Source organism: Nocardioides sp. GY 10127, from assembly GCF_004919085.1.
Classification (GTDB): Bacteria; Actinomycetota; Actinomycetes; order Propionibacteriales; family Nocardioidaceae; genus Nocardioides.
In genome coordinates this window covers 309,373-327,498 of the sequence record NZ_STGL01000005.1, presented here as the reverse complement: position 1 = coordinate 327,498, position 18,126 = coordinate 309,373, and the positions used below count along the sequence as shown (strand labels likewise).

Below are 18,126 nucleotides of genomic sequence, written 5' to 3'. Positions count from 1 at the left end.
AGGACGGACCGGGGGGACCGGTCAGAGCGCGTGGAGCCAGGAGGCCCAGCGGGGGTCGGCGACCTTCGCCCGCGCGCGGGCGAGCTTCCAGACGCCGTACTTGTGGTAGTCGAAGTCCCAGGCGGTGTTGAGGTGGTGGTTGACGCACCCCCACAGCCCCCACTTCACGTCCGCGAGCGCGGAGGAGACCTGGGCCCTGGCCACGACGTCCCAGCTGGCTCGGCCGTAGGTCGCCTCGACGCAGGCGAGCACGGTGGGCTCGTCGTAGAAGAACTCGGTGAACGTGACGGCGAGGTCGTAGGAGCGCTCGTTGTTGGAGGCGAACTCGAAGTCGACCAGCCGCATCGGCCGGTCGGGGTGGATGAGGAAGTTGCCCGGCATGGGGTCGTTGTGGCACGGGACGAGGTCGAGGCCCGAGGCCAGGTACGCACCCTTGGCCGCCTCGTACTCCCGCAGCAGCGGGGTCGCCCACGCGGGCAGGGGCGCGCCGAGCTCGGCCGCCTGGACGAGGTGCTCGTCCACCATGTCGAAGATCGTCTTGGTGACCGGCAGCGCCTCGATCGAGTAGAAGGCGTCGTGCAGGCGCAGGACGTCCTCGGCGATCTCCCACCGCTTGAGGTCGCCGTTCGTGCAGGCGCGGTAGCCCTCGAGGAACTCGATGATCTCGACGCCCTCGACCGGGTCGAAGTGCACGATGCGCGGGCTGATCCCCAGCGCCGCGGCCCGCTCGGCCGCCACGTGGGCGTTGCCCCGGTCGATCATGGTCTCGGTGCCGGCGCCCGGCACCTTGAGGAAGTAGGGCGTCTCGTCCCCCGCCACCTCGACGCGCCAGTTGAGGTTCATCAGCCCGCCGGTCACGGGCGCGTAGCGGACCTCCCGGCCGCGCCACTCGTCGACGCGCAGGAGGCACGCCTCCGCGGTGCGCTCCTCGGGCGTCCGGGCGTGGCCGAGCAGGACGCCGGCCGCGGAGCTCGTGCTGGTCATCGGGTCGCTCCAGAGAGGTAGTCGTCGAACCCCGGCTCGCCCAGGGCGATCCGTGCGCGCAGGAACATCCAGTCCGCGAACTTCGAGTACTCGGCCGTCCCGGGGTCGAGGTGGTCCATGACCGTGCCGACCAGGCCGCCCCGCACCGCCTCGGCGGCCCGGTAGAGCTGGGCCCGGGCGAACGCGGCGTCGTCGTGCTCGCCCCACACCAGGGCGAAGACCGAGCGGGCCTCCTCCGGGGTGAAGGAGAGCTCGAGCAGGAGCGAGCCGACGTCCTGGAGGGGGTCGGCGAAGGTCGCCCAGTCCCAGTCGACGAGCACGACCCCGGGGCCGGTCCTCGGGATCATCAGGTTGGACGAGGTGGAGTCGCCGTGGATGAAGGCGGTCCCGGTCCCGAGGCCGCTGATCCGGGACTCCGCGTCGTCGAGCACCCGGAGCATCCAGCCGAGCTCGGGCGGCAGCGCCGCGTCGGTGCCGGCCAGTCGGGCCAGGAGGGCGCGGACGTCGTCGAACACCGTGGCCGTGCGGACGCCCTCGGGACGCCAGTCCCAGGTGGAGCGTCGCGCGGCGGCGAGGTCGGCCCTGCGTCCCCGGTCCTCCAGGTCCAGCAGGGTCCCGGTGGCGTGGGAGTCGGTCAGGTCCTCGAAGACCTGGGTGCGGGTCGCGAGGTCGGCCGACAGGACGGTCGGACCGACGCCCCGGCGCCCGGCCTCGCTCGTGGCGGCGAAGGCGGAGCCGAGGTCGAGCACCGCGGCGGCCGCGAGCGTGTGGACCTTCGCGAACGCGGGCCGGCCGTCGAGGGTGCCGCGCTCTCGGGTCGAGTCGGCGCCCCACCAGCTGGGGCTCGCCATGGTCGGGTCGGCCGGGGCCAGGGACGGGTCGAGCACGAAGGTCATCAGGACCACTCCTCGGCGCGGTAGCCGTCGGCCAGGAGCGCGTCGGCGACGGGCGGGAGGTCTCGCGGCTGGTCGGGCCAGGCGAAGCCCGGCGTCCGGCGGGCCTCGAGCCAGCCGGTGACCTGGAGGACGCGGCCGTCGTCGAAGCGCTGCCCGACCACCTGCACCCCGAGGGGGAGACCGGCGTGGGTGCCGAAGGGGACGGTGGCGGCGGGCTGGCCGGTCTGGTTGTACCAGCACGTGAAGGAGCAGTGGGCGAGCGGACGCGCGCGCTCCAGGCCGACCTGCTCGGCCCGGTGGCCGAGGCCGGGGATGATCGGGCTCAGCACCACGTCGTAGGGCGCCAGGGACGCGGCCACGTGCGCAGCGCTGTGCTGGACCGCGACGAGGTCGCGCTCGTGATCGGCCGCGGTGAGGCCGCGCGCGCCGTCGGCCCAGTCCCGGATCTCGGGGAGCACCTCGTCCCGGCGGTCCTCCGGCAGGCCCTGCCACTCGGCGAGGGCGCGGACCTGGAAGAGCCGGTCGAGAGGCGCGTACGGGTCGTGGTCGAACAGCGCGGGCACCTTCTCCACCCGGGCGCCGGCGTCCGAGAGCAGGGCGGCGGCCTCCCGCACGGCGTCCGCCACCGGAGCCACGACGCCGAAGCCGTAGCCCATGTCGAGCAGGACGCCGACGCGCAGCCCGCGCACGTCCAGCCCGGCCCAGTCGGACGGCTCCACCTCGATCGGGCCGCCGGGCAGACTCAGCAGGTCGCGGGCGTCGGGCCGGGAGATGACCGCGGTGAGCTCGGCGACCTCCGCCACCGTGCGCGCCATGGGCCCGGCGGAGCGGACCGTGCTGGGTGCGAGGTGCGGGATGCGTCCCTGCGTGGGCTTGAGCGAGACCAGCCCGCAGTGGGCGGACGGGAGGCGCACCGAGCCGGCGATGTCGCTGCCGATGGAGGCGGAGCCGATGCCCGCGGCCAGGCTCGCGCCGGCGCCGGCGCTGGACCCGCCCGTGTTCATCGACAGGTTCCAGGGGTTGCGCACGATCCCGTAGAGGGAGCTGACGCCGGAGGCCATCATCCCCATGTCGGGCATCGTCGTCTTCGCGAACACGACGGCCCCGGCCTCCTTGAGCCGGGCCGCGGGGGGCGTGTCGACGGTGGCGTGCGGCAGGTCGCGGTTCGCGCGCACGCCGTGGGTCCACGGGGTGCCGACGGCGTGGACCGAGTCCTTGATGGAGATCGGGAGCCCGTCCAGCGGCCCGAGGGGGCGTCCCTCGCGCCAGCGCCCGGCGGAGGCCTCGGCCTGCTCCCTGGCCTGCTCGTCGTTGCGGAAGGCGATGGCCCCCAGCTGCGGGTCCACCGCGTCGATGCGGGCGTAGGTCGCCTCCAGCGCGTCCACCGGCGAGAGGTCGCCGGAGGCGTAGGCGGCGCGGAGGTCGCTCGAGGTCAGGCCGAGCACGGTGGTGTCCATCAGGCACCCACCTGGACCGGCGTCGCGACCAGCCAGCCGCCGTCCACCGCCACGACCTCGCCGACGACGTGGTCGGAGAGCGAGGAGGACAGGTAGAGGATCGTGTCCGCGATCTGCTGCGGACTCGCCCAGCGCCCGTTCGGCGTCTGGCCCTCCAGGGCCCGCCGCACGGGGGCGTCGTAGATGGCGGTCATGTCGGTCTCGACGAACCCCGGCGCGACCGCGTTGACGTTGATGCCGTGGGCGGCGTAGTCGATGCCCGCCTGGCGGGTCATCCCGATCATGGCGAACTTCGAGGTGCAGTAGGCGGAGAACCCCGGGTTGGCGCGGAGGCCGCTGATCGAGGCCACGTTGACGACCTTGCCGGGGCGACCGGCGGCCAGCATGGCGGAGACCGCGGCACGCATGCAGTAGAAGGTGCCGTCCACGTTCACCCGCATCTGGCGGTGCCAGTCCTCGTCGCTGGTGTCCGTGAGGCTGCCGCTCACCAGGACCCCCGCGTTGTTCACCAGGACGTCGATGCCGTGCTCGGCCTCGATCGCGGCGAACGTGGAGGAGACGGCGTCGGGGTCCGTCACGTCGAGGGGGACGGACGAGGCCGAGCCACCACGACGAACGATCTCGCCCGAGGTGGACGTCTCGGCGGGGGCCCGGTGGTCGGAACGATCGGCCACGACCACCCGGGCGCCGGCCGCGGCCAGCGTCAGGGCGGCGGCACGGCCGATCCCCCGTGAGCCGCCCGTCACCACGGCGGTCTTTCCAGCAAGGTCGATCACGAGGTCGACCCTGCGCAGCGACCATTTCTGGTTGGTCGGACGAGGGGTAACAGTCGCGTTAAATGGCTGGATTGGTACTGCTTTTGGTTGCTTTGGGCCGGAGGCCTCTGAACCAATGTGGTCGTGACCTCGCCCGAACTGGCCGCCGCGCTCGGCCGCCTCTGCACCGACCTCCTCGCCCGGGAGGTCGGCAAGCTCCCGCCCGAGCGGGTGCTCGCGGAACGGTTCGGGGTCTCGCGCAACGCGATCAGGTCGGTCCTGGCCGACCTCGACGACGAGGGCGTCGTACGCCGGGAGCGCGGACGCGCGGGCGGCGCGTTCCTCACCGGTGTCTACCCCCGCGAGATCGTGCCGGAGCGGGTCGTCCCCAAGGGCGACGCCCGCAAGTTCGTGCGCGACCTCAACCACGCCGCCGGCCTGCCCAAGATGCTCAGCGAGCAGGGCTTCAACTCCGGCAGCCAGGTGCTCTCCGCGGACCTGCGGGTCGCCTCGCCGATCGTCGGCACCGCGCTGGGCCTGCCCGAGGGCGCGCTGGTGGTGTCCCTGGTGCGCCTGCGGTTCGCCGACGGCGACACCCTCTCGCTCGAGCACTTCTACGTGAGTGCCCAACGCTTCCCGAACTTCCTCGGCCACCGGCTCGACCAGTCCATGTACCTGATGCTGGCCGAGGAGTACGGCACGGAGATCAGCCGGTGCGAGGAGACGATCGAGGCGGTGACGGCGCCGGCGGCCATCGCCGACGCCCTGGGCGTGAGGGAGGGGGACGCGTTGATCCGGCTCAACCGGCACTCGTGGGACGCGGACGGCGCGCCGGTGGAGTACTCGGTCGACCTCTTCCGGGCCGACCGCACCCGCCTCACCGTCCGCACGGACGACGATCGGGGCCGGGTCCGGGCCACGGCCGTGTGACGACCGGCCGGGCCGCGGCTCAGAGCCCGCTGGGGCCGAACCCGCCGACGGCGTCCTGCACGAGGGTGCCGACGTGCGCGGCGTGGGCGCGCCGGACGTCGTCCGGCAGCGGCGGCAGCTGGTCGGCCCAGTCCAGGAGCGGCGAGCCGCGCAGCTGGAGCATCCGGGAGGGCCGGCCGAGGAAGAACAGGTGCAGGTGGGCGCCGCCGTCGCCGTAGCGGGCGAGCTGGCAGCGGGCGACCGCGGGCAGCGACTCCACGGCCGCGGCGATCGCGACGGTGAGGACGCCCATCTCGGCGGCGAGGTCGGCCGGGAGGTCACCGAGGTCGTGGTGCGTGCGCGGCTGCAGCATGAGCTCGGCCGGCAGCGTGCCGGGGAGGGCCTGCAGCACCCAGCGCTCGTTGCTCCAGGCGAGCTCCTTCTCGGGCGGCACCCCCGCGGGGCACCAGCACTCCTCGGCGGTCTCGCCGCGGCGCGGGGGCTCGGCGTCGGCGAGGGGCGCGAGCGGCTTCATCCGCAGGCCGTCGAGCTCGTAGGGGTAGATGTCCCAGGCGGCCATCGCGTCATCGGCCCGGAACGCGAGCCGGCCGTCCTCGCCCGCGGCGGCCAGCACCCGGGCGTGGAAGTCCTCGGCGGACTCCAGGCCGGTCATGCGCCGATCACCCCGGCCGCGGCGCCCTGCTTCCCCTCGGCGTCCGCCGGTCCGTGGGCGTGGACGGCGTCGGCGTCGGCCTCGTCAGGACGGTCCGGGTGCTCCGCCCGGTCGGCGATGGTGCGCAGGTGGTCGTGCAGGTCGGCGAGCACGGGCAGCGACTCCAGGACCACGGCGACGTCGGCGGCGTCCATCCGGTCGAAGGCCTCGCGGAAGGAGTCGACGATGCCGAGACGGAAGGAGCGGCTGACGTAGCGGCCGTGCTCGGTGGCGAACACGACGACGGAGCGTCCGTCGCCCTCGGCCCGCCGGCGGTCGACGAGCCCGGTCTTCTGCAGCTTGTGCACGAGCTCGCTGACCATGGGCCGCGAGAGGTCGAGCGCCTCGGCGAGCGCGGACGGCGTCATGCCGTCCTCGCTGGCGATGACGAGCCCGAGGGCACGGGCCTGCGACGGCGGGAGGGTGGGCAGGCCACCGACGGCGCGCGACGTCGCCGTCGCGTAGCCCCAGATCCCACCCAGCGTCTCGGTGAGGCGAGCGGCTGCGGCGGTCCGGGTGGGATCGACCTCTGCCATCTCCGCCCTTTCCAACGGCTGTGACCCTACCGCCAGGGTCGGCACGACGGGTGCCCCACCCGTGATCGGCCCGGCCCGCGAGGAATCGCGAAGTGGCGCTGGACACATGGAAATAGTTCGGTACTCTGAACCAAGTAGTTCGTAACCCCGAATCAAATGTGTTGAGCCGTTCACCCAGGAGGACCCCGTGGAGTACCCCGACGAGATGCTGGTGCACCAGCGCAAGCCGCTGACCGAGGAGGAGGCCGCCCTCCCCCTGGCCAAGTACTGGAACCTGCCGCTGCACCGGGTCGCCCCGCTCCAGCGCCAGCTCATCGAGAACGGCCCGATGGACGAGTCCCGGGCCACGCTGCCCTGGAACTTCACGGACCTGCTCAAGCCGGTCGGCTACGCCGACACCGAGTACGGCTACACGATGCGCGAGGACGGCACGGGCTACCTGGCCGTCTACACCACCTACCCGGGCTGCACGCCGGAGATGCTCGGCTGGTACTTCCGCTGGATCAACATCCGCTCGCGCTCGACCCCCGAGGGCGTCGGCAACATCCGCTACAAGATCTGGAACCAGGCCGACCACTGGGACCACGGCTTCATCAACGGCGTCGACAAGACGGACGGCATCTACACCGTCGAGTCCCTCGACCTCGGCGAGGGCGAGGAGATGCTCTGGTCGGTGCGCCACCCGCTCGACCCCAAGGACTTCGGCCTCACCACCGAGATGGAGAAGCAGCTCAAGGAGGCCGGCTGCTTCGTGGACTGCTGCACCGAGTCCTTCCACCCCGTCGAGGACCCGTCGGTCACCCTGCCCGGCACCCACCTCTTCATGACGCTCTCGCGCATCAACCCCTGGGGCGTGCTCGAGAAGGTCACGCGGGAGTGGATCGGTTACGGCGTCGAGGACGGCAAGATCGTCAAGGACGAGTCCACCCCGGACTGGATGCTCAACGAGGGCTACCTCAAGAAGGTCATCACCCACTCCACCACCGAGGCGCTCCAGCTGAGCAAGTTCCTGCCCCAGCTGCACGCCGAGTACAAGGACAAGCCCGACGACGCGGACTGACCACCGGTCCCGCCCCACCCCGAAGGAGCCGCCGTGAGCACCGTCGTCGCGACGACCCTCGCCGCCCTCGTCCTCTTCGCCGCGTTCCACGTGCCCGTCCCGCTGCGGCGGGACGGGGCGTGGCGGGCCGTCACCCTGACCGGCCCGCCCGCCATGGCCTGCGGCATCGGCTACCACCTGCTGCTGCTCCCCGCGGTCGCCGCCCTGCCGGCCCCGCCGTGGGCGGTGGCCGCCGGGTACGCCTGGATGTTCGCCGACATCATCCTGGACGCCGCGGCCGTCGCCGGCTCACAGCTCGACCACGGTCCGCTGCGCGACGGCACCCACGTCGTCTCGGCCGTCTGGCTCCTGGCGGCCGGCTGGACGAACGGGCCCCTGACCGGGCTCGCCGGCACCGCGCTGTCGCTGGCCTTCGGGGTGCGCCTCGTGGCCGCGGCCGCGGGCCGGCGTCCCGATCGCTGGTTCTTCCACCTCAACGCCGCGCTCAACGTCGTCTGGATGGCGACGGTGGCGCTGGCCCTGCGGGGCGCCTGAGCCCCGCCCCGGCGGCCCCGGCCGCCCTCGTCGGCCCTCCCCGGAGGGTCCGCTGACCCTGCACGGCGCCCTCCCCGAGGCGTCCCTCCCCCGACCACACCGCGTCTGACCTGCGACGACGGTGTAGCCAGCGTGCCCTGAGAACGCGCCGTGGCGCCGGTCACACAAATCGTGTACGAAGTTCGCGAGAACCCTTGACTTGTAGTTCGGAGGGGCGAACTATTCGTGACGAACTGTGACGCGCGCCACTTCACACCCACCCTCACCGACGACCCGCCGGGTCGTCTCGCACGAGAAGTTCGAGGAAGAGCGATGTCCCACCAGCCGTCCCGCCGCCGCCTGGCCGCCGTGAGCGTGGTCGCCGCGACCACCCTGCTGGCCGCCGCCGCGTGCTCCAGCGACTCGTCGTCCGCGACCGCGTCCATCTCGGACCTGCCGTCCGCGCCCACCGGCGTCACGCTCACGATGTGGCACAACGCCGGCGACTCCCAGGCCCTGCTCGACCTGTACAAGGCCTACGAGAAGGAGTCCGGCAACACCATCGAGCTCGTCGACCTCCCGGCCGACACCTACCCCACCGCGGTGCAGACCAAGTGGGCGACCGGTGACCGGCCGGACATCCTCGAGTACATGTCCACGGCACAGGACATCGCCTCCCTCAACGGGGCGGAGAACCTCTACGACCTCAGCTCGATGAGCTTCGTGGACGCCGCCGGCGACACCATCTCCGGCAAGCTCGACGGCACCACCTACGGCGCCGTCCTGGGCCCGGTGAGCACCTTCGGGCTCTTCTACAACAAGGACGTCCTCAAGGCCGCCGGCGTGGACGTGCCCACCAGCTACGCCGACCTCGACCAGATCTGCTCGGCCATCACCGGCACGGGCGCCGACGAGGTCTTCATCGGCGGTGGCTCGGAGTTCCCGGCCAACATGTTCGCCGGCTTCGCCTACATGGCCGACTACAACGCCGACGACCAGTGGGGCCAGTCCGTGGCCAGCGGCGACACCAAGGTCAACGACCCCGACGGCCCGATCGTCGCCAGCTTCGACACCATCGACACGCTGCGCAACGACGGCTGCCTCAACAGCAGCGCCGCCACCGCCACCGCCGACGAGGCCGTCCAGGCCGTCTACGACGGGGACGCCGCGTTCACCGTGCTCCCCTCCGACTTCATCGCCTCCTTCTACGGCCTCGGCAGCTCGGAGAAGTCGGTCGACGCGAAGGTCGGCTTCGGCCCGATCTCGGCGGAGGACGGCATCGCCGCCTACTCGCCCGGCTCCTACGGCACCTACTACGTGCCCAAGACCGGCGACTCCGAGAAGGAGGCCGCCGCGGTCGACTTCGTCAACTGGGTGACCACCGACGGCTACCAGCAGTACGTGGACGACGCGAAGCTCGTCCCCGCGCTCAGCACCGCCACCAGCCCCGACCTCACCGGCATGTACTCCGAGATGGAGACCATGCTGCTCGACCCGAAGTCCACCCCGGCGTTCAACCAGTCGGTGCCCGGCTTCGGCAACTTCGGCAAGATCGCGCTCCAGGTGATCGCCGGCCAGACCAGCCCGCAGGACGCCGCCGACGACTGGCAGACCTACGTCGACCAGGCCATCGCGGCCCAGGGCTGAGCCCTACCAGTCCGGGAAGGCTCGACGAGGGGAGCACCGCATGCCGTCCGTGACCGCACCACGCAGCACCGCCCAGGCCGTCGAGCCGGCCGGGTCCACCCAGGTGGACCCGGCCCCCCGGCACCGCGAGCGCCACCTGTTCCGCCTCTGGTTCGCACTCCCGGCGATGGCGCTGGTGACGTTCTTCTTCCTCACGCCCTTCGTCGCCAACGCCGTCCTCAGCTTCATGCAGTGGACCGGCTTCAGCAGCACGATCTCGTTCAACGGCCTGGCGAACTTCCGCTCGCTCATGGCGCTGGGCATCCTCGGCCACGCCACCTGGGTGACCATCGCCTTCGCCGTGACCACGATGCTGACGCAGAACGTCATCGGCCTCGCGCTGGCCAAGGCGCTCCAGGAGACGAACCGGGTCAACTCGATCTACCGGTCCGTGTTCTTCCTGCCGGTCCTCATGTCACCCCTGGCGGCCGGCTTCATCTGGGCCGCGATCCTCTCCGACCACGGCCCCGTCAACCAGTTCCTCGGGCTCCTCGCGGGCCACGAGGTGGCCTACTCCTGGCTGGGACACCCGGTCTCGGCCCTGCTCACCGTCGGCATCATCGACGGCTGGAAGTGGAGCGGGCTGGTCACGCTCGTCTACATCGCGGGGCTCAACACGATCCCCCGCACGGTGCGGGAGGCGGCCCTCCTCGACGGGGCCGGCCCCTGGCGCCGGTTCGTCGGCATCGAGATGCCGCTGCTCGCGCCGGCGTTCACGTTCAACCTCGTGCTCACCCTGGTCGGCTCGTTCAGCGCCCTCGACGTCATCTTCGCCACCACCAAGGGCGGGCCGGGGACGGCCACCTCGGTGCTCAACGTCGCGGTGTTCAACCAGTACGGGATGGGCCTCTTCGGCACCTCCAGCGCCCTCAGCTTCATGATCGCGATCCTCGTGATCGTCACCGCCGTCCCCATGATCTGGTTCCTGCGCCGCCGGGAGGTCCACGGATGAGCACCACCTCTGCCCCCGCCACGAGCCCCCTGCGCCTGGTGCCGCTCGAGGAGCACGGCCGGCCGCCGCGGGCCCGGCTGCGCCCCGCGGCCGTGCTGAAGTACGTCGTCCTCACCCTCGTGGCGGTGCCGTGGGTCGGCCTGCCCCTGTGGATGCTCGTCGTCAACGCCGGCAAGACCACGCAGGAGGCGGCCATCCCGTCGGTCTCGCTGCCCTCGCACTGGTCGTTCGCCGACAACCTCTCGGTCGTCCTCGACCAGGGCCACTACCTCACCGGCCTGCGCAACAGCCTGCTCGTGACCGTGCCCGTGGTGGTCCTCGTGCTGCTGCTGGGCTCCATGGCGGCGTGGACCTTCGCGCGGACGCCGTGGCGCTGGCTGCGCGTCTGGTACTACGTCTTCGCGCTGTCGATCATCCTGCCGCCGGCGATCGTCCCGACCGTCGTCATCCTCACCCGCACCGGGCTCACGGGCACCGTGGCCGGCTACGCGCTGGCCCTCGTCGGCACCCGCCTCGGGATCATCGTCTTCCTCACCACCGGCTACCTGCGCACGCTGCCCTCGGACTACGAGGACGCCGCGCAGATGGACGGGGCCGGGCGCTGGCAGACGTTCCGCCACGTGATCCTGCCGCTGCTCCAGCCGGTGCTGTTCACGGCGGCCGTCATGACCGTCATCAACGTCTGGAACGACTTCCTCTTCGCCCTCTACATGATCCAGGGCTCCGACAACGCCACCCTCCCGCTGACGCTGTACCAGTTCTCCAGCGCCGGCCAGTACTCGATCAACTGGAACCTCGTCTTCATGCACGTCATCCTCACCAGCGCCCCGCTGCTCATCGCCTACGTGGTGCTCCAGAAGCGGATCATGTCCGGCCTCACCGACGGTGGGGTGACCGGATGACCGCGCACCCACCCGCCCCCCGGCTCACCGCCGGCGCCGCCCGCGTCGACATCACGCCCACCGAGCTCGCCGGGCTCAACCCGTTCGGGCCGGACTTCACCGAGGTCCGCGACCGGCTGCACGCCCGGGCCCTGGTCGTCTCCGACGGGGCGACCACCGCGGCCCTCGTGAGCCTCGACCTCGTCGAGGTCGGCGACACCACCGCCCTGCGGGCGCGGGTCGAGCAGGAGTGCGGGATCAGCGCCGACCACGTCGTCCTGGCGCCCTCGCACGCGCACAACGCCCCCCGCATCGGGCTCGTGCCGCCCGGCGGCAAGGCCCGCATACCCACGCCGGAGTCCCTCGCCTACACCCGCGAGGTCGAGGACGCCGTGGTGGCCGCCGTGCAGCAGGCCGCCGCGTCCGCCCGACCGGCGCAGGTCGGCTTCGCCCGCCAGGACGTCGACGTCAACGTGTGCCGCGAGGCGTACGTGGACGGGCGCTGGACGCTCGGGTACGCGCCGCACGGCGACTCCGACAAGCGGCTCGGCGTGGTGACGTTCCGGGAGGTGCCGCCGGCCGGAGCGCCGACCCCGGGCGCGGTGATCGCCGTCGTCCTCAACTACGCCGTGCACTCCACGGTGCTGCTCGGGGTCCGGGCGCTCAGCGCCGACCTCGCGGGCGTGGCCTCCACCCACGTGGAGGCCGAGCTCGACGGAGCCGTGGCCCTGTGGACCTCCGGCTCGCTCGGCGACCAGCGCCCCCGGGTGCAGCTCGACGAGCCGACCGACGACCCTGCCGCCGACGCCCGCTTCGCCGGGGACGCCGTCCAGGCGCAGGGGTTCATGCTGGGGTCCGCGGCCGTGCGACTGGTGAAGGTGACGCACCGGTACACGGCCGCGGCCCCCGTCTCCGCGGGCGTGCGGGTGGTGGCGTGCCCCTGCCGCCGGCTGCCCGTACCGCCCGGGATGGAGCAGGCGGACGTCGAGACGGTCGACCTGACGCTGTCCAGCCTCGTCGTCGGGCCGGTGGCCCTGGCCGGCGTGGGCGGCGAGGTGACGGTGCCGGTGGGCCGGGCGGTGCAGGAGGCCTCGCCCGTCGCGACCACCCTCGTCGTCACCAACGCCAACGCGCGCATCGGCTACCTGCCCACCGACGAGTCCTACGACCGCCGCACCCAGGCGGCCGAGGGCTGCCCGATCGTCCAGGGGCACGCCCAGCGCGAGATCGTCGACGGGCTCACCGACCTGCTCCGCGTGGGTCTGGGCGGTCGTCTCGGGTGACCTCCCTCCCCACGCCGACGGCGCCCGCCGTCTCCCCCGGCGAGGCGCTGCCCGCGCGGCGCCGGGCCCTGCTCGTGGCGGTGATGGGCCTGCTCGTGGCCCTCGGCCCGGCGACGATGGACCTCTACCTGCCGGCCTTCCCCACCGTCATGGCCGACCTCGGCACCACCGAGGCCGCTGTGCAGCTCACGCTCGCCGCCACCACCCTCGGGTTCGCGGTGGGGCAGCTGGTCGTCGGGCCGCTCAGCGACTCGCTGGGGCGGCGGCGCCCGCTGCTGGTGGCGACCGGCGTCCACGTGGCTGCAAGCCTGTGGGTGATCGCGGCCCCCTCGGTGGAGTGGGTGATGGTCGGCCGGTTCGTCCAGGGCCTGGGCGCCGCGGGCGGCGGCGTGGTGACGATGGCGATGACCCGGGACCTCTTCGCCGGGGACGCCCTGGGCCGCTTCCTGGCCCGGATGGCGCTGGTGACGAGCCTGGCGCCGATCGTCGCCCCCAGCGTCGGGGCGCTGCTGCTGCGCGTGGTCGACTGGCGCGGCATCTTCGCGGTCATCGCCGCGTTCGGCCTGGTCATGACGGTGGCTGCCGCCCTGTGGCTGCCCGAGACGCTGCCCGCGGAGCGCCGGGCGCCGGGCCTGGCGGGAGCCCGCGCGCGGTACCGGGTCCTGCTCGGCGACCGGGCCTTCCTCGGGACGCTCGCGGCCGGGGCGTCCGTCTTCACCGCGATGTTCGCCTACCTGTCCTCCTCCTCGTTCCTCTACCAGGTGGACCTCGGCCTCGGCACCCAGACGTACGGCGCCCTCTTCGCGTGCAACGCCCTCGGCCTCACCGCGTGCGCGCAGGTCTCCGCCCGGCTCATGCGCGTGCTGCCGCCGTGGGCGGTGCTCTCGCTGTGGCTGGCGCTCATGGGTGGGGCCGGCGCCGGGCTCGTGCTGGCCGGACGGCTCGGCGCACCGACCTGGGTCGTCCTCGTCCTCGTGGCGCTCGTGGTGGCGCCCGTCGGCGGGGCGAACCCTGCCGTGCAGGTGCTCGCGCTGAGCCCGCACGGCGAGCGGGCCGGCACCGCGGGCTCGCTCCTGGGGGCGGTGAACTTCGGGGTGGCCGGCCTGGTCTCGCCGCTGGTCGGCGCGCTCGGCGTCTCGGCGCTCAGCCTCGGGCTCGTCGTCCTCGTCGCCACCTCCTGCGGGCAGGCGGCCGTGCACCTCGTGGTGCGGCGCACCTGGGTGGCCGCCCCGGCGTGACGCGGGTGACACGACCTCTCGATTGGACGTCCAAAAGTCTCTGACCTGCGGTAACGCGCTCTGTTCGACCTTGGATGCAGGGTCGGAGGTCCCTGGGAGACGGACCGCTCGAGGGGCAGCGTGGGGGGTGGAGGGAGGCCCGACCCGGGGCCGCCCGGCCAGCCGGTGCGGCTGGTGCCGCCCACCCGCGAGCGCCCCGCCCGGCAGACAGATCGCGCTAGGAGAGACCCATGAAGGCTGCCGTCGTCACCGACTTCACCGCTCCGCTGGAGCTGCAGGAGCGTCCCGTCCCCGAGCCCGCCGCGGGCCAGGTGCTCGTCCGGATCGAGGCCAGCGGCCTCTGCCACACCGACATCCACGCCGCCCACGGCGACTGGCCGGTCAAGCCCGCCCCGCCGTTCATCCCGGGCCACGAGGGCGTCGGCATCGTCGAGAAGGTCGGCGCCGGGGTCACCTCGCGGCAGGTCGGCGACCGGGTCGCGCTGCCGTGGCTCGGCCACGCCTGCGGACGCTGCGACTACTGCGTGAAGGGCTGGGAGACCCTCTGCGAGTCCCAGCAGAACACCGGCTACTCCATCGACGGCGGGTTCGCCGAGCTGGCGGTCGCCGACGCCGACTACGTCGTCCCCGTCCCCGAGGGCGTGACGCCCTTCGACGCGGCCCCGCTGACCTGCGCCGGCGTCACCACCTACAAGGCCGTCAAGGTCGCGGACGTGCGCCCGACCGAGAGGGTCGCGATCTTCGGCATCGGCGGCCTCGGCCACCTCGCGCTCCAGTACGCCCAGGTCTTCGGCGGCGACGTCGTGGCCGTCGACGTGGAGGAGCCGAAGCTCGAGCTCGCCCGCCGCCTGGGCGCCACCTGGACCGTCAACGCCCGCACCTCCGACCCCGTCGAGGAGATCGCGGCCCTCGGTGGCGTCGACGTCGCCATCGTGCTCGCCGTGCACCCGAAGGTGTTCGAGCAGGCCTTCGCCTCGCTGCGCCGCGGCGGCCGCCTCGTCTGCGTCGGTCTGCCCCCGGAGAACGAGGGCGCCATGGAGGTGCCGATCTTCGACACCGTCCTCAAGGGCATCTCCGTCATCGGGTCGATCGTCGGCACCCGCGAGGACCTGGCCGAGGTCTTCCGCCTCCACGCCGCCGGCCGCACCGAGGTCGTCGCGGAGGGGCGCAAGCTGGACGACGTCAACGCCGCGATCGACGAGGTGCTGTCCGGCGCGACCACGGCGCGGATCGTGTTCGAGTTCTGATTCCGCCTCACCCTGCTGACACCTCCGTCACGAGCGCCCGGGCCCTGTGCCCGGGCGTTCGTGCGTGTGGGCGGGCGTGTGGGCGTCCGGCGGGCCTCGGCGCGGGCGTGGGGTGGGCGCGGGGTGGACGTGGGGTGGGCGCGGGGTCAGCCTCGCGAGAGCCCGGCGTCGGGCTGGGTGGCGTCGGGCCGGGTGGCGTCGCGCTGGGTGGCCTCGCGCTGGGCCCGCACCAGGGACGGGCGGACGAGGAACCAGTAGAGCGCGACGCCGATGAGCCCCAGGAGGACGACGACCAGGAGGGCCACGACCCGGTTCTGCCCGGCGTCCACCCACTGCTGCCGGGGCCGGCCGAGCACGTCGACCAGCGTGGCGACCCAGAGCAGGAGCGGTACGAGGACGAGGACGAGCAGCACGAGCTCCAGCGAGTGCGGCAGCAGCGGGTTGAGGTCTTCGTTCACGTGCTCATCCTGCCCTGACGGGGTGTGGCTGGGAGTGGGTTGCGCGAGCTGGTGCAGGTTCGTGGCCGCGCGCTGGTGGGTGCGTTCGGTCCTGGTGTCCACGAGGACCGAACCGGCACGCCGGCCGGTGGGTGGGTGCATCGGTGCAGGTCAGGGGGATGCTGCGGGGTTGGTGGGGGCGTTGGGTCCTCGTGTCGACGAGGACCGAAGTCGGGCTGCGGGCGGGTGCGTTCGGTCCTGGTGTCCACGAGGACCGAACCGGCACGCCGGCCGGTGGGTGGGTGCATCGGTGCAGGTCAGGGCGATGCTGCGGGGCTGGTGGGGACGTTGGGTCCTCGTGTCGACGAGGACCGAACGCCGCCCCGCGGGCCAACGCCGCCCCGCGGGCGCGGCCGGCGGGGCAGCAGGCACGGCGCGAGCCGGCAGTCGGCTGCGGTGAGGTGAGGCTCGTCGAGCAGCCTCGGGGGAAGCGCGACACCGCCCGGTTTGGCAGGGTGGAGGAATGACCACGCTCCCCACCCGCACGCTGGGCCCGTTCACCGTCTCCGCCGTCGGCCTCGGCGCGATGCCGCTCTCGATGGGCGCCAACGTCCGGCCCGACCGCGAGCAGGCCGTCGCCACCGTCCACGCCGCCCTCGACGCCGGCGTCACCTTCATCGACACCGCCGACTGCTACGCCCCGTCCTGGGACGCCATGGGCCACAACGAGCAGCTCGTGGCCGAGGCCCTGGCCTCCTACGGCGACACCTCCCACGTCACGGTCGCCACCAAGGGCGGGATCACCCGCTCCGAGGGCGAGGTGTGGGGCCGTGACGGCTCGCCGGAGTACCTGCGGCGGGCCGTGGAGTCCTCCCTGCGCAACCTCCGCGTCGACGTCCTCGACCTCTACCAGTGGCACCGCCCCGACCGGTGGCGCCTCTACCCGGAGGTCGTCGGCACCTTCAAGGCGCTCCAGGAGGAGGGCAAGATCCGCGCGGTCGGCATCTCCAACGCCAACGTCGAGGAGATCGACGTCGCCCTCGAGGTGCTCGGCGAGGGCGGACTGGCCAGCGTCCAGAACCAGTTCTCCCCGAGCTTCCGCTCCTCCCGCGACGAGCTCGAGCACTGCGGACGTCACGGGGTGGCCTTCCTCCCGTGGAGCCCCCTCGGCGGCACCGGCGCGGGGAGCAGGGACGTCGGGCTGACCTACCCGGTCTTCCACGAGATCGGGTCCGCGCGGGGTGTCAGCCCGCAGCAGGTCGTCCTGGCGTGGGAGCTCTCGCTCGGCGTCCACGTCGTCCCGATCCCCGGTGCGTCGCGCCCGGCCTCGATCTCCGACTCCGCGCAGGCGGCCTCGCTCGTCCTCACCGACGACGAGCTCGCGCGGATCGAGGGCCAGTTCTGCTGAGCCGCCTCAGCCGCGGCCGGCCGGGAGCGGGCACGAGACCTCGCCCCGCAGCCGGGTGAGCAGCGCCCAGCCGAGCAGTCCCAGGGCGATCACCTGGAGGAACGGCTGGACCGGCTCGAACCACGTGAGCGCGCCGGCCGACCCGAGCGCGAGCAGCACGATCTTGTTGCAGACCGGGCAGCCCACCGCGAAGTAGGTCAGCGTCGCGCCGAGCCAGCCGCGGCGGGCGCCGGGGCCCAGGTCGTCCGCGTTGCTCGGGTTCTCTGGGTTCTGGGGGGTCGGCACCTCGGGCGGGCGCACGTAGGTCGCGGCCAGCAGTCCGCCGAGAACGGCCGAGGCGAGGAGGGCGGGCCAGGCCCAGGCGGTGGGCGGGACCTCGCGGCCGAAGACAGCGTTGGGCACGAGGTCCGTCGGGACGCCGACGACCAGGACGGCCGCGACGGCCGACAGCAGCGCGACGACCCACCGGCGCCGCGGCCAGGCGCGCAGGGCGGTCCACGCCGGCGGGGTATCCGGTGGGCTCGACCGCGGGGTCGTGGGCGGGCTCTCGTCGAGGGTCACGGTCGGCGCTCCGTCGTCCAGGAGGTTCTTATCCCCCTAGGGGGTCAGGGCGAGGCTACCCGAGCACGCGAAGAGGGGCGGCGCGAGCGCGCCGCCCCTCTCCGGAGCCGGTGGGACGTGAGCCCCGCGGGTGCCTGGGCTCAGTTGCCGTGCGTGTGCACGACGTAGACGTCGCACGGGGCCTTCGCGGCCACGGCGGCGGCCACGTTGCCGAACACGCGGGCCATGCCCTGGACGCGCTTGTTGCCGATGACGATGAGGCCGGCGTCGAGCTCGGTCGCGCGCTGGGCCAGCGCCTCGCCGGGCTTGCCGTCGACCGGCGACGAGGTCACCTTGAGGCCGGGCATCTCGGCGGTGAAGCGGGCGGCGAGCCGACCGGCCACGGTCTGGGCGTCGTCCTCGCTGGTCACGTGGAACTCCTCGGGCGCGTCGACCTTGCGGACCTCGTAGCCGTCGTAGGCCGAGACGATCTCGAGGGTCGAGTCGGTGGCGAGGGCCAGCTCCGCGGCGCGGCGGGCCGCGGCCTCGGCGGTCTCGCTGCCGTCCACCCCGACGACGATGACGTTGAACATGCCTGCCTCCTGCTCCCGGACCGTGCCGGACTGGTACGC

At 72.9% G+C, this 18,126-nt stretch carries 19 protein-coding genes; 10 read left to right on the top strand and 9 right to left on the bottom strand.

Features of this window, described 5'->3' with window-relative positions:
• Positions 1-21: 21 nt before the first annotated feature.
• The 4 genes from E8D37_RS08730 to E8D37_RS08715 are packed head-to-tail and all read right to left on the bottom strand — an operon-like array spanning position 22 to position 4,113.
• The gene (locus tag E8D37_RS08730) at positions 22-984 is read right to left on the bottom strand and encodes a choline kinase family protein (RefSeq protein WP_136569373.1); all 963 of its coding nucleotides are present in this window, start codon (positions 982-984) and stop codon (positions 22-24) included.
• The gene (locus tag E8D37_RS08725) at positions 981-1,880 is read right to left on the bottom strand and encodes a phosphotransferase (RefSeq protein WP_136569372.1); all 900 of its coding nucleotides are present in this window, start codon (positions 1,878-1,880) and stop codon (positions 981-983) included. The genes E8D37_RS08730 and E8D37_RS08725 overlap by 4 nt, the downstream gene beginning before the upstream one ends.
• Positions 1,880-3,337, bottom strand: coding sequence for an amidase (locus tag E8D37_RS08720; RefSeq protein ID WP_136569371.1), 1,458 nt, complete (start codon positions 3,335-3,337; stop codon positions 1,880-1,882). Before E8D37_RS08720 ends, E8D37_RS08725 begins: the two co-directional genes overlap by 1 nt.
• The gene (locus E8D37_RS08715) at positions 3,337-4,113 is read right to left on the bottom strand and encodes an SDR family NAD(P)-dependent oxidoreductase (protein WP_136569370.1); all 777 of its coding nucleotides are present in this window, start codon (positions 4,111-4,113) and stop codon (positions 3,337-3,339) included. The genes E8D37_RS08720 and E8D37_RS08715 overlap by 1 nt, the downstream gene beginning before the upstream one ends.
• A gap of 123 nt (positions 4,114-4,236) precedes the next feature.
• Here E8D37_RS08715 and E8D37_RS08710 point away from each other — a divergent pair, with 123 nt between their 5' ends.
• On the top strand, positions 4,237-5,022 hold the full coding sequence (locus E8D37_RS08710; RefSeq protein WP_168929689.1) for a GntR family transcriptional regulator: 786 nt from the start codon (positions 4,237-4,239) through the stop codon (positions 5,020-5,022).
• A gap of 19 nt (positions 5,023-5,041) precedes the next feature.
• Here E8D37_RS08710 and E8D37_RS08705 read toward each other — a convergent pair whose 3' ends face one another.
• Both E8D37_RS08705 and E8D37_RS19815 read right to left on the bottom strand, forming a co-directional pair.
• Positions 5,042-5,674, bottom strand: a complete 633-nt coding sequence (locus E8D37_RS08705; RefSeq protein WP_136569368.1) for a hypothetical protein — start codon at positions 5,672-5,674, stop codon at positions 5,042-5,044.
• Positions 5,671-6,249, bottom strand: coding sequence for a MarR family transcriptional regulator (locus E8D37_RS19815; protein WP_168929688.1), 579 nt, complete (start codon positions 6,247-6,249; stop codon positions 5,671-5,673). The genes E8D37_RS08705 and E8D37_RS19815 overlap by 4 nt, the downstream gene beginning before the upstream one ends.
• A gap of 187 nt (positions 6,250-6,436) precedes the next feature.
• Between E8D37_RS19815 and E8D37_RS08695 the strand changes: the two genes are divergently transcribed.
• The 8 genes from E8D37_RS08695 (at position 6,437) to adhP (ending at position 15,109) form a co-directional block, all read left to right on the top strand.
• On the top strand, positions 6,437-7,309 hold the full coding sequence (locus E8D37_RS08695) for a hypothetical protein (RefSeq protein WP_168929687.1): 873 nt from the start codon (positions 6,437-6,439) through the stop codon (positions 7,307-7,309).
• Between the two features lie 33 nt (positions 7,310-7,342).
• Positions 7,343-7,843: a hypothetical protein gene (locus E8D37_RS08690; protein ID WP_136569365.1), complete on the top strand. Its 501-nt coding sequence runs from the start codon at positions 7,343-7,345 to the stop codon at positions 7,841-7,843.
• A 312-nt stretch (positions 7,844-8,155) separates the two neighbouring features.
• Complete coding sequence (locus E8D37_RS08685) at positions 8,156-9,469, top strand: ABC transporter substrate-binding protein (RefSeq protein WP_136569364.1); 1,314 nt, start codon at positions 8,156-8,158, stop codon at positions 9,467-9,469.
• A 40-nt stretch (positions 9,470-9,509) separates the two neighbouring features.
• Positions 9,510-10,460 carry a sugar ABC transporter permease gene (locus E8D37_RS08680; RefSeq protein WP_136569363.1) on the top strand — a complete coding sequence of 317 codons (951 nt, stop codon included), beginning with the start codon at positions 9,510-9,512 and terminating at the stop codon, positions 10,458-10,460.
• Entirely contained in the window at positions 10,457-11,362 is a 906-nt protein-coding gene (locus tag E8D37_RS08675) for a carbohydrate ABC transporter permease (protein ID WP_136569362.1), read from the top strand. Before E8D37_RS08680 ends, E8D37_RS08675 begins: the two co-directional genes overlap by 4 nt.
• On the top strand, positions 11,359-12,624 hold the full coding sequence (locus E8D37_RS08670) for a hypothetical protein (protein ID WP_136569361.1): 1,266 nt from the start codon (positions 11,359-11,361) through the stop codon (positions 12,622-12,624). Before E8D37_RS08675 ends, E8D37_RS08670 begins: the two co-directional genes overlap by 4 nt.
• A complete protein-coding gene (locus tag E8D37_RS08665) occupies positions 12,621-13,862 on the top strand; it encodes a multidrug effflux MFS transporter (protein WP_136569360.1) in 1,242 nt (413 codons plus the stop codon). Before E8D37_RS08670 ends, E8D37_RS08665 begins: the two co-directional genes overlap by 4 nt.
• A gap of 230 nt (positions 13,863-14,092) precedes the next feature.
• Entirely contained in the window at positions 14,093-15,109 is a 1,017-nt protein-coding gene (gene adhP / locus E8D37_RS08660) for an alcohol dehydrogenase AdhP (protein ID WP_136569359.1), read from the top strand.
• Positions 15,110-15,255: 146 nt separating this feature from the next.
• Here the strand turns inward: adhP and E8D37_RS08655 are convergent, their stop codons facing one another.
• The gene (locus E8D37_RS08655; RefSeq protein ID WP_136569358.1) at positions 15,256-15,567 is read right to left on the bottom strand and encodes a hypothetical protein; all 312 of its coding nucleotides are present in this window, start codon (positions 15,565-15,567) and stop codon (positions 15,256-15,258) included.
• 502 nt (positions 15,568-16,069) lie between these two features.
• On the opposite strand from E8D37_RS08655, the gene E8D37_RS08650 reads away from it, so the two are divergent.
• Positions 16,070-16,954, top strand: a complete 885-nt coding sequence (locus E8D37_RS08650) for an aldo/keto reductase (RefSeq protein ID WP_136569357.1) — start codon at positions 16,070-16,072, stop codon at positions 16,952-16,954.
• 6 nt (positions 16,955-16,960) lie between these two features.
• Here the strand turns inward: E8D37_RS08650 and E8D37_RS08645 are convergent, their stop codons facing one another.
• Complete coding sequence (locus E8D37_RS08645) at positions 16,961-17,515, bottom strand: hypothetical protein (protein WP_206055654.1); 555 nt, start codon at positions 17,513-17,515, stop codon at positions 16,961-16,963.
• Positions 17,516-17,655: 140 nt separating this feature from the next.
• Positions 17,656-18,087, bottom strand: a complete 432-nt coding sequence (locus E8D37_RS08640; RefSeq protein WP_136569356.1) for a universal stress protein — start codon at positions 18,085-18,087, stop codon at positions 17,656-17,658.
• Between the last annotated feature and the right edge of the window lie 39 nt (positions 18,088-18,126).

Coding starts and splice junctions, on each gene's coding strand:
- E8D37_RS08675 (WP_136569362.1), top strand. CDS start 10,457: ATGAGCACCACCTCTGCCCCCGCCACGAGCCCCCTGCGCCTGGTGCCG.
- E8D37_RS08705 (WP_136569368.1), bottom strand. CDS start 5,674: ATGACCGGCCTGGAGTCCGCCGAGGACTTCCACGCCCGGGTGCTGGCC.
- E8D37_RS08685 (WP_136569364.1), top strand. CDS start 8,156: ATGTCCCACCAGCCGTCCCGCCGCCGCCTGGCCGCCGTGAGCGTGGTC.
- E8D37_RS08720 (WP_136569371.1), bottom strand. CDS start 3,337: ATGGACACCACCGTGCTCGGCCTGACCTCGAGCGACCTCCGCGCCGCC.
- adhP (WP_136569359.1), top strand. CDS start 14,093: ATGAAGGCTGCCGTCGTCACCGACTTCACCGCTCCGCTGGAGCTGCAG.
- E8D37_RS08725 (WP_136569372.1), bottom strand. CDS start 1,880: ATGACCTTCGTGCTCGACCCGTCCCTGGCCCCGGCCGACCCGACCATG.
- E8D37_RS08650 (WP_136569357.1), top strand. CDS start 16,070: ATGACCACGCTCCCCACCCGCACGCTGGGCCCGTTCACCGTCTCCGCC.
- E8D37_RS08640 (WP_136569356.1), bottom strand. CDS start 18,087: ATGTTCAACGTCATCGTCGTCGGGGTGGACGGCAGCGAGACCGCCGAG.
- E8D37_RS08680 (WP_136569363.1), top strand. CDS start 9,510: ATGCCGTCCGTGACCGCACCACGCAGCACCGCCCAGGCCGTCGAGCCG.
- E8D37_RS19815 (WP_168929688.1), bottom strand. CDS start 6,249: ATGGCAGAGGTCGATCCCACCCGGACCGCCGCAGCCGCTCGCCTCACC.
- E8D37_RS08730 (WP_136569373.1), bottom strand. CDS start 984: ATGACCAGCACGAGCTCCGCGGCCGGCGTCCTGCTCGGCCACGCCCGG.
- E8D37_RS08670 (WP_136569361.1), top strand. CDS start 11,359: ATGACCGCGCACCCACCCGCCCCCCGGCTCACCGCCGGCGCCGCCCGC.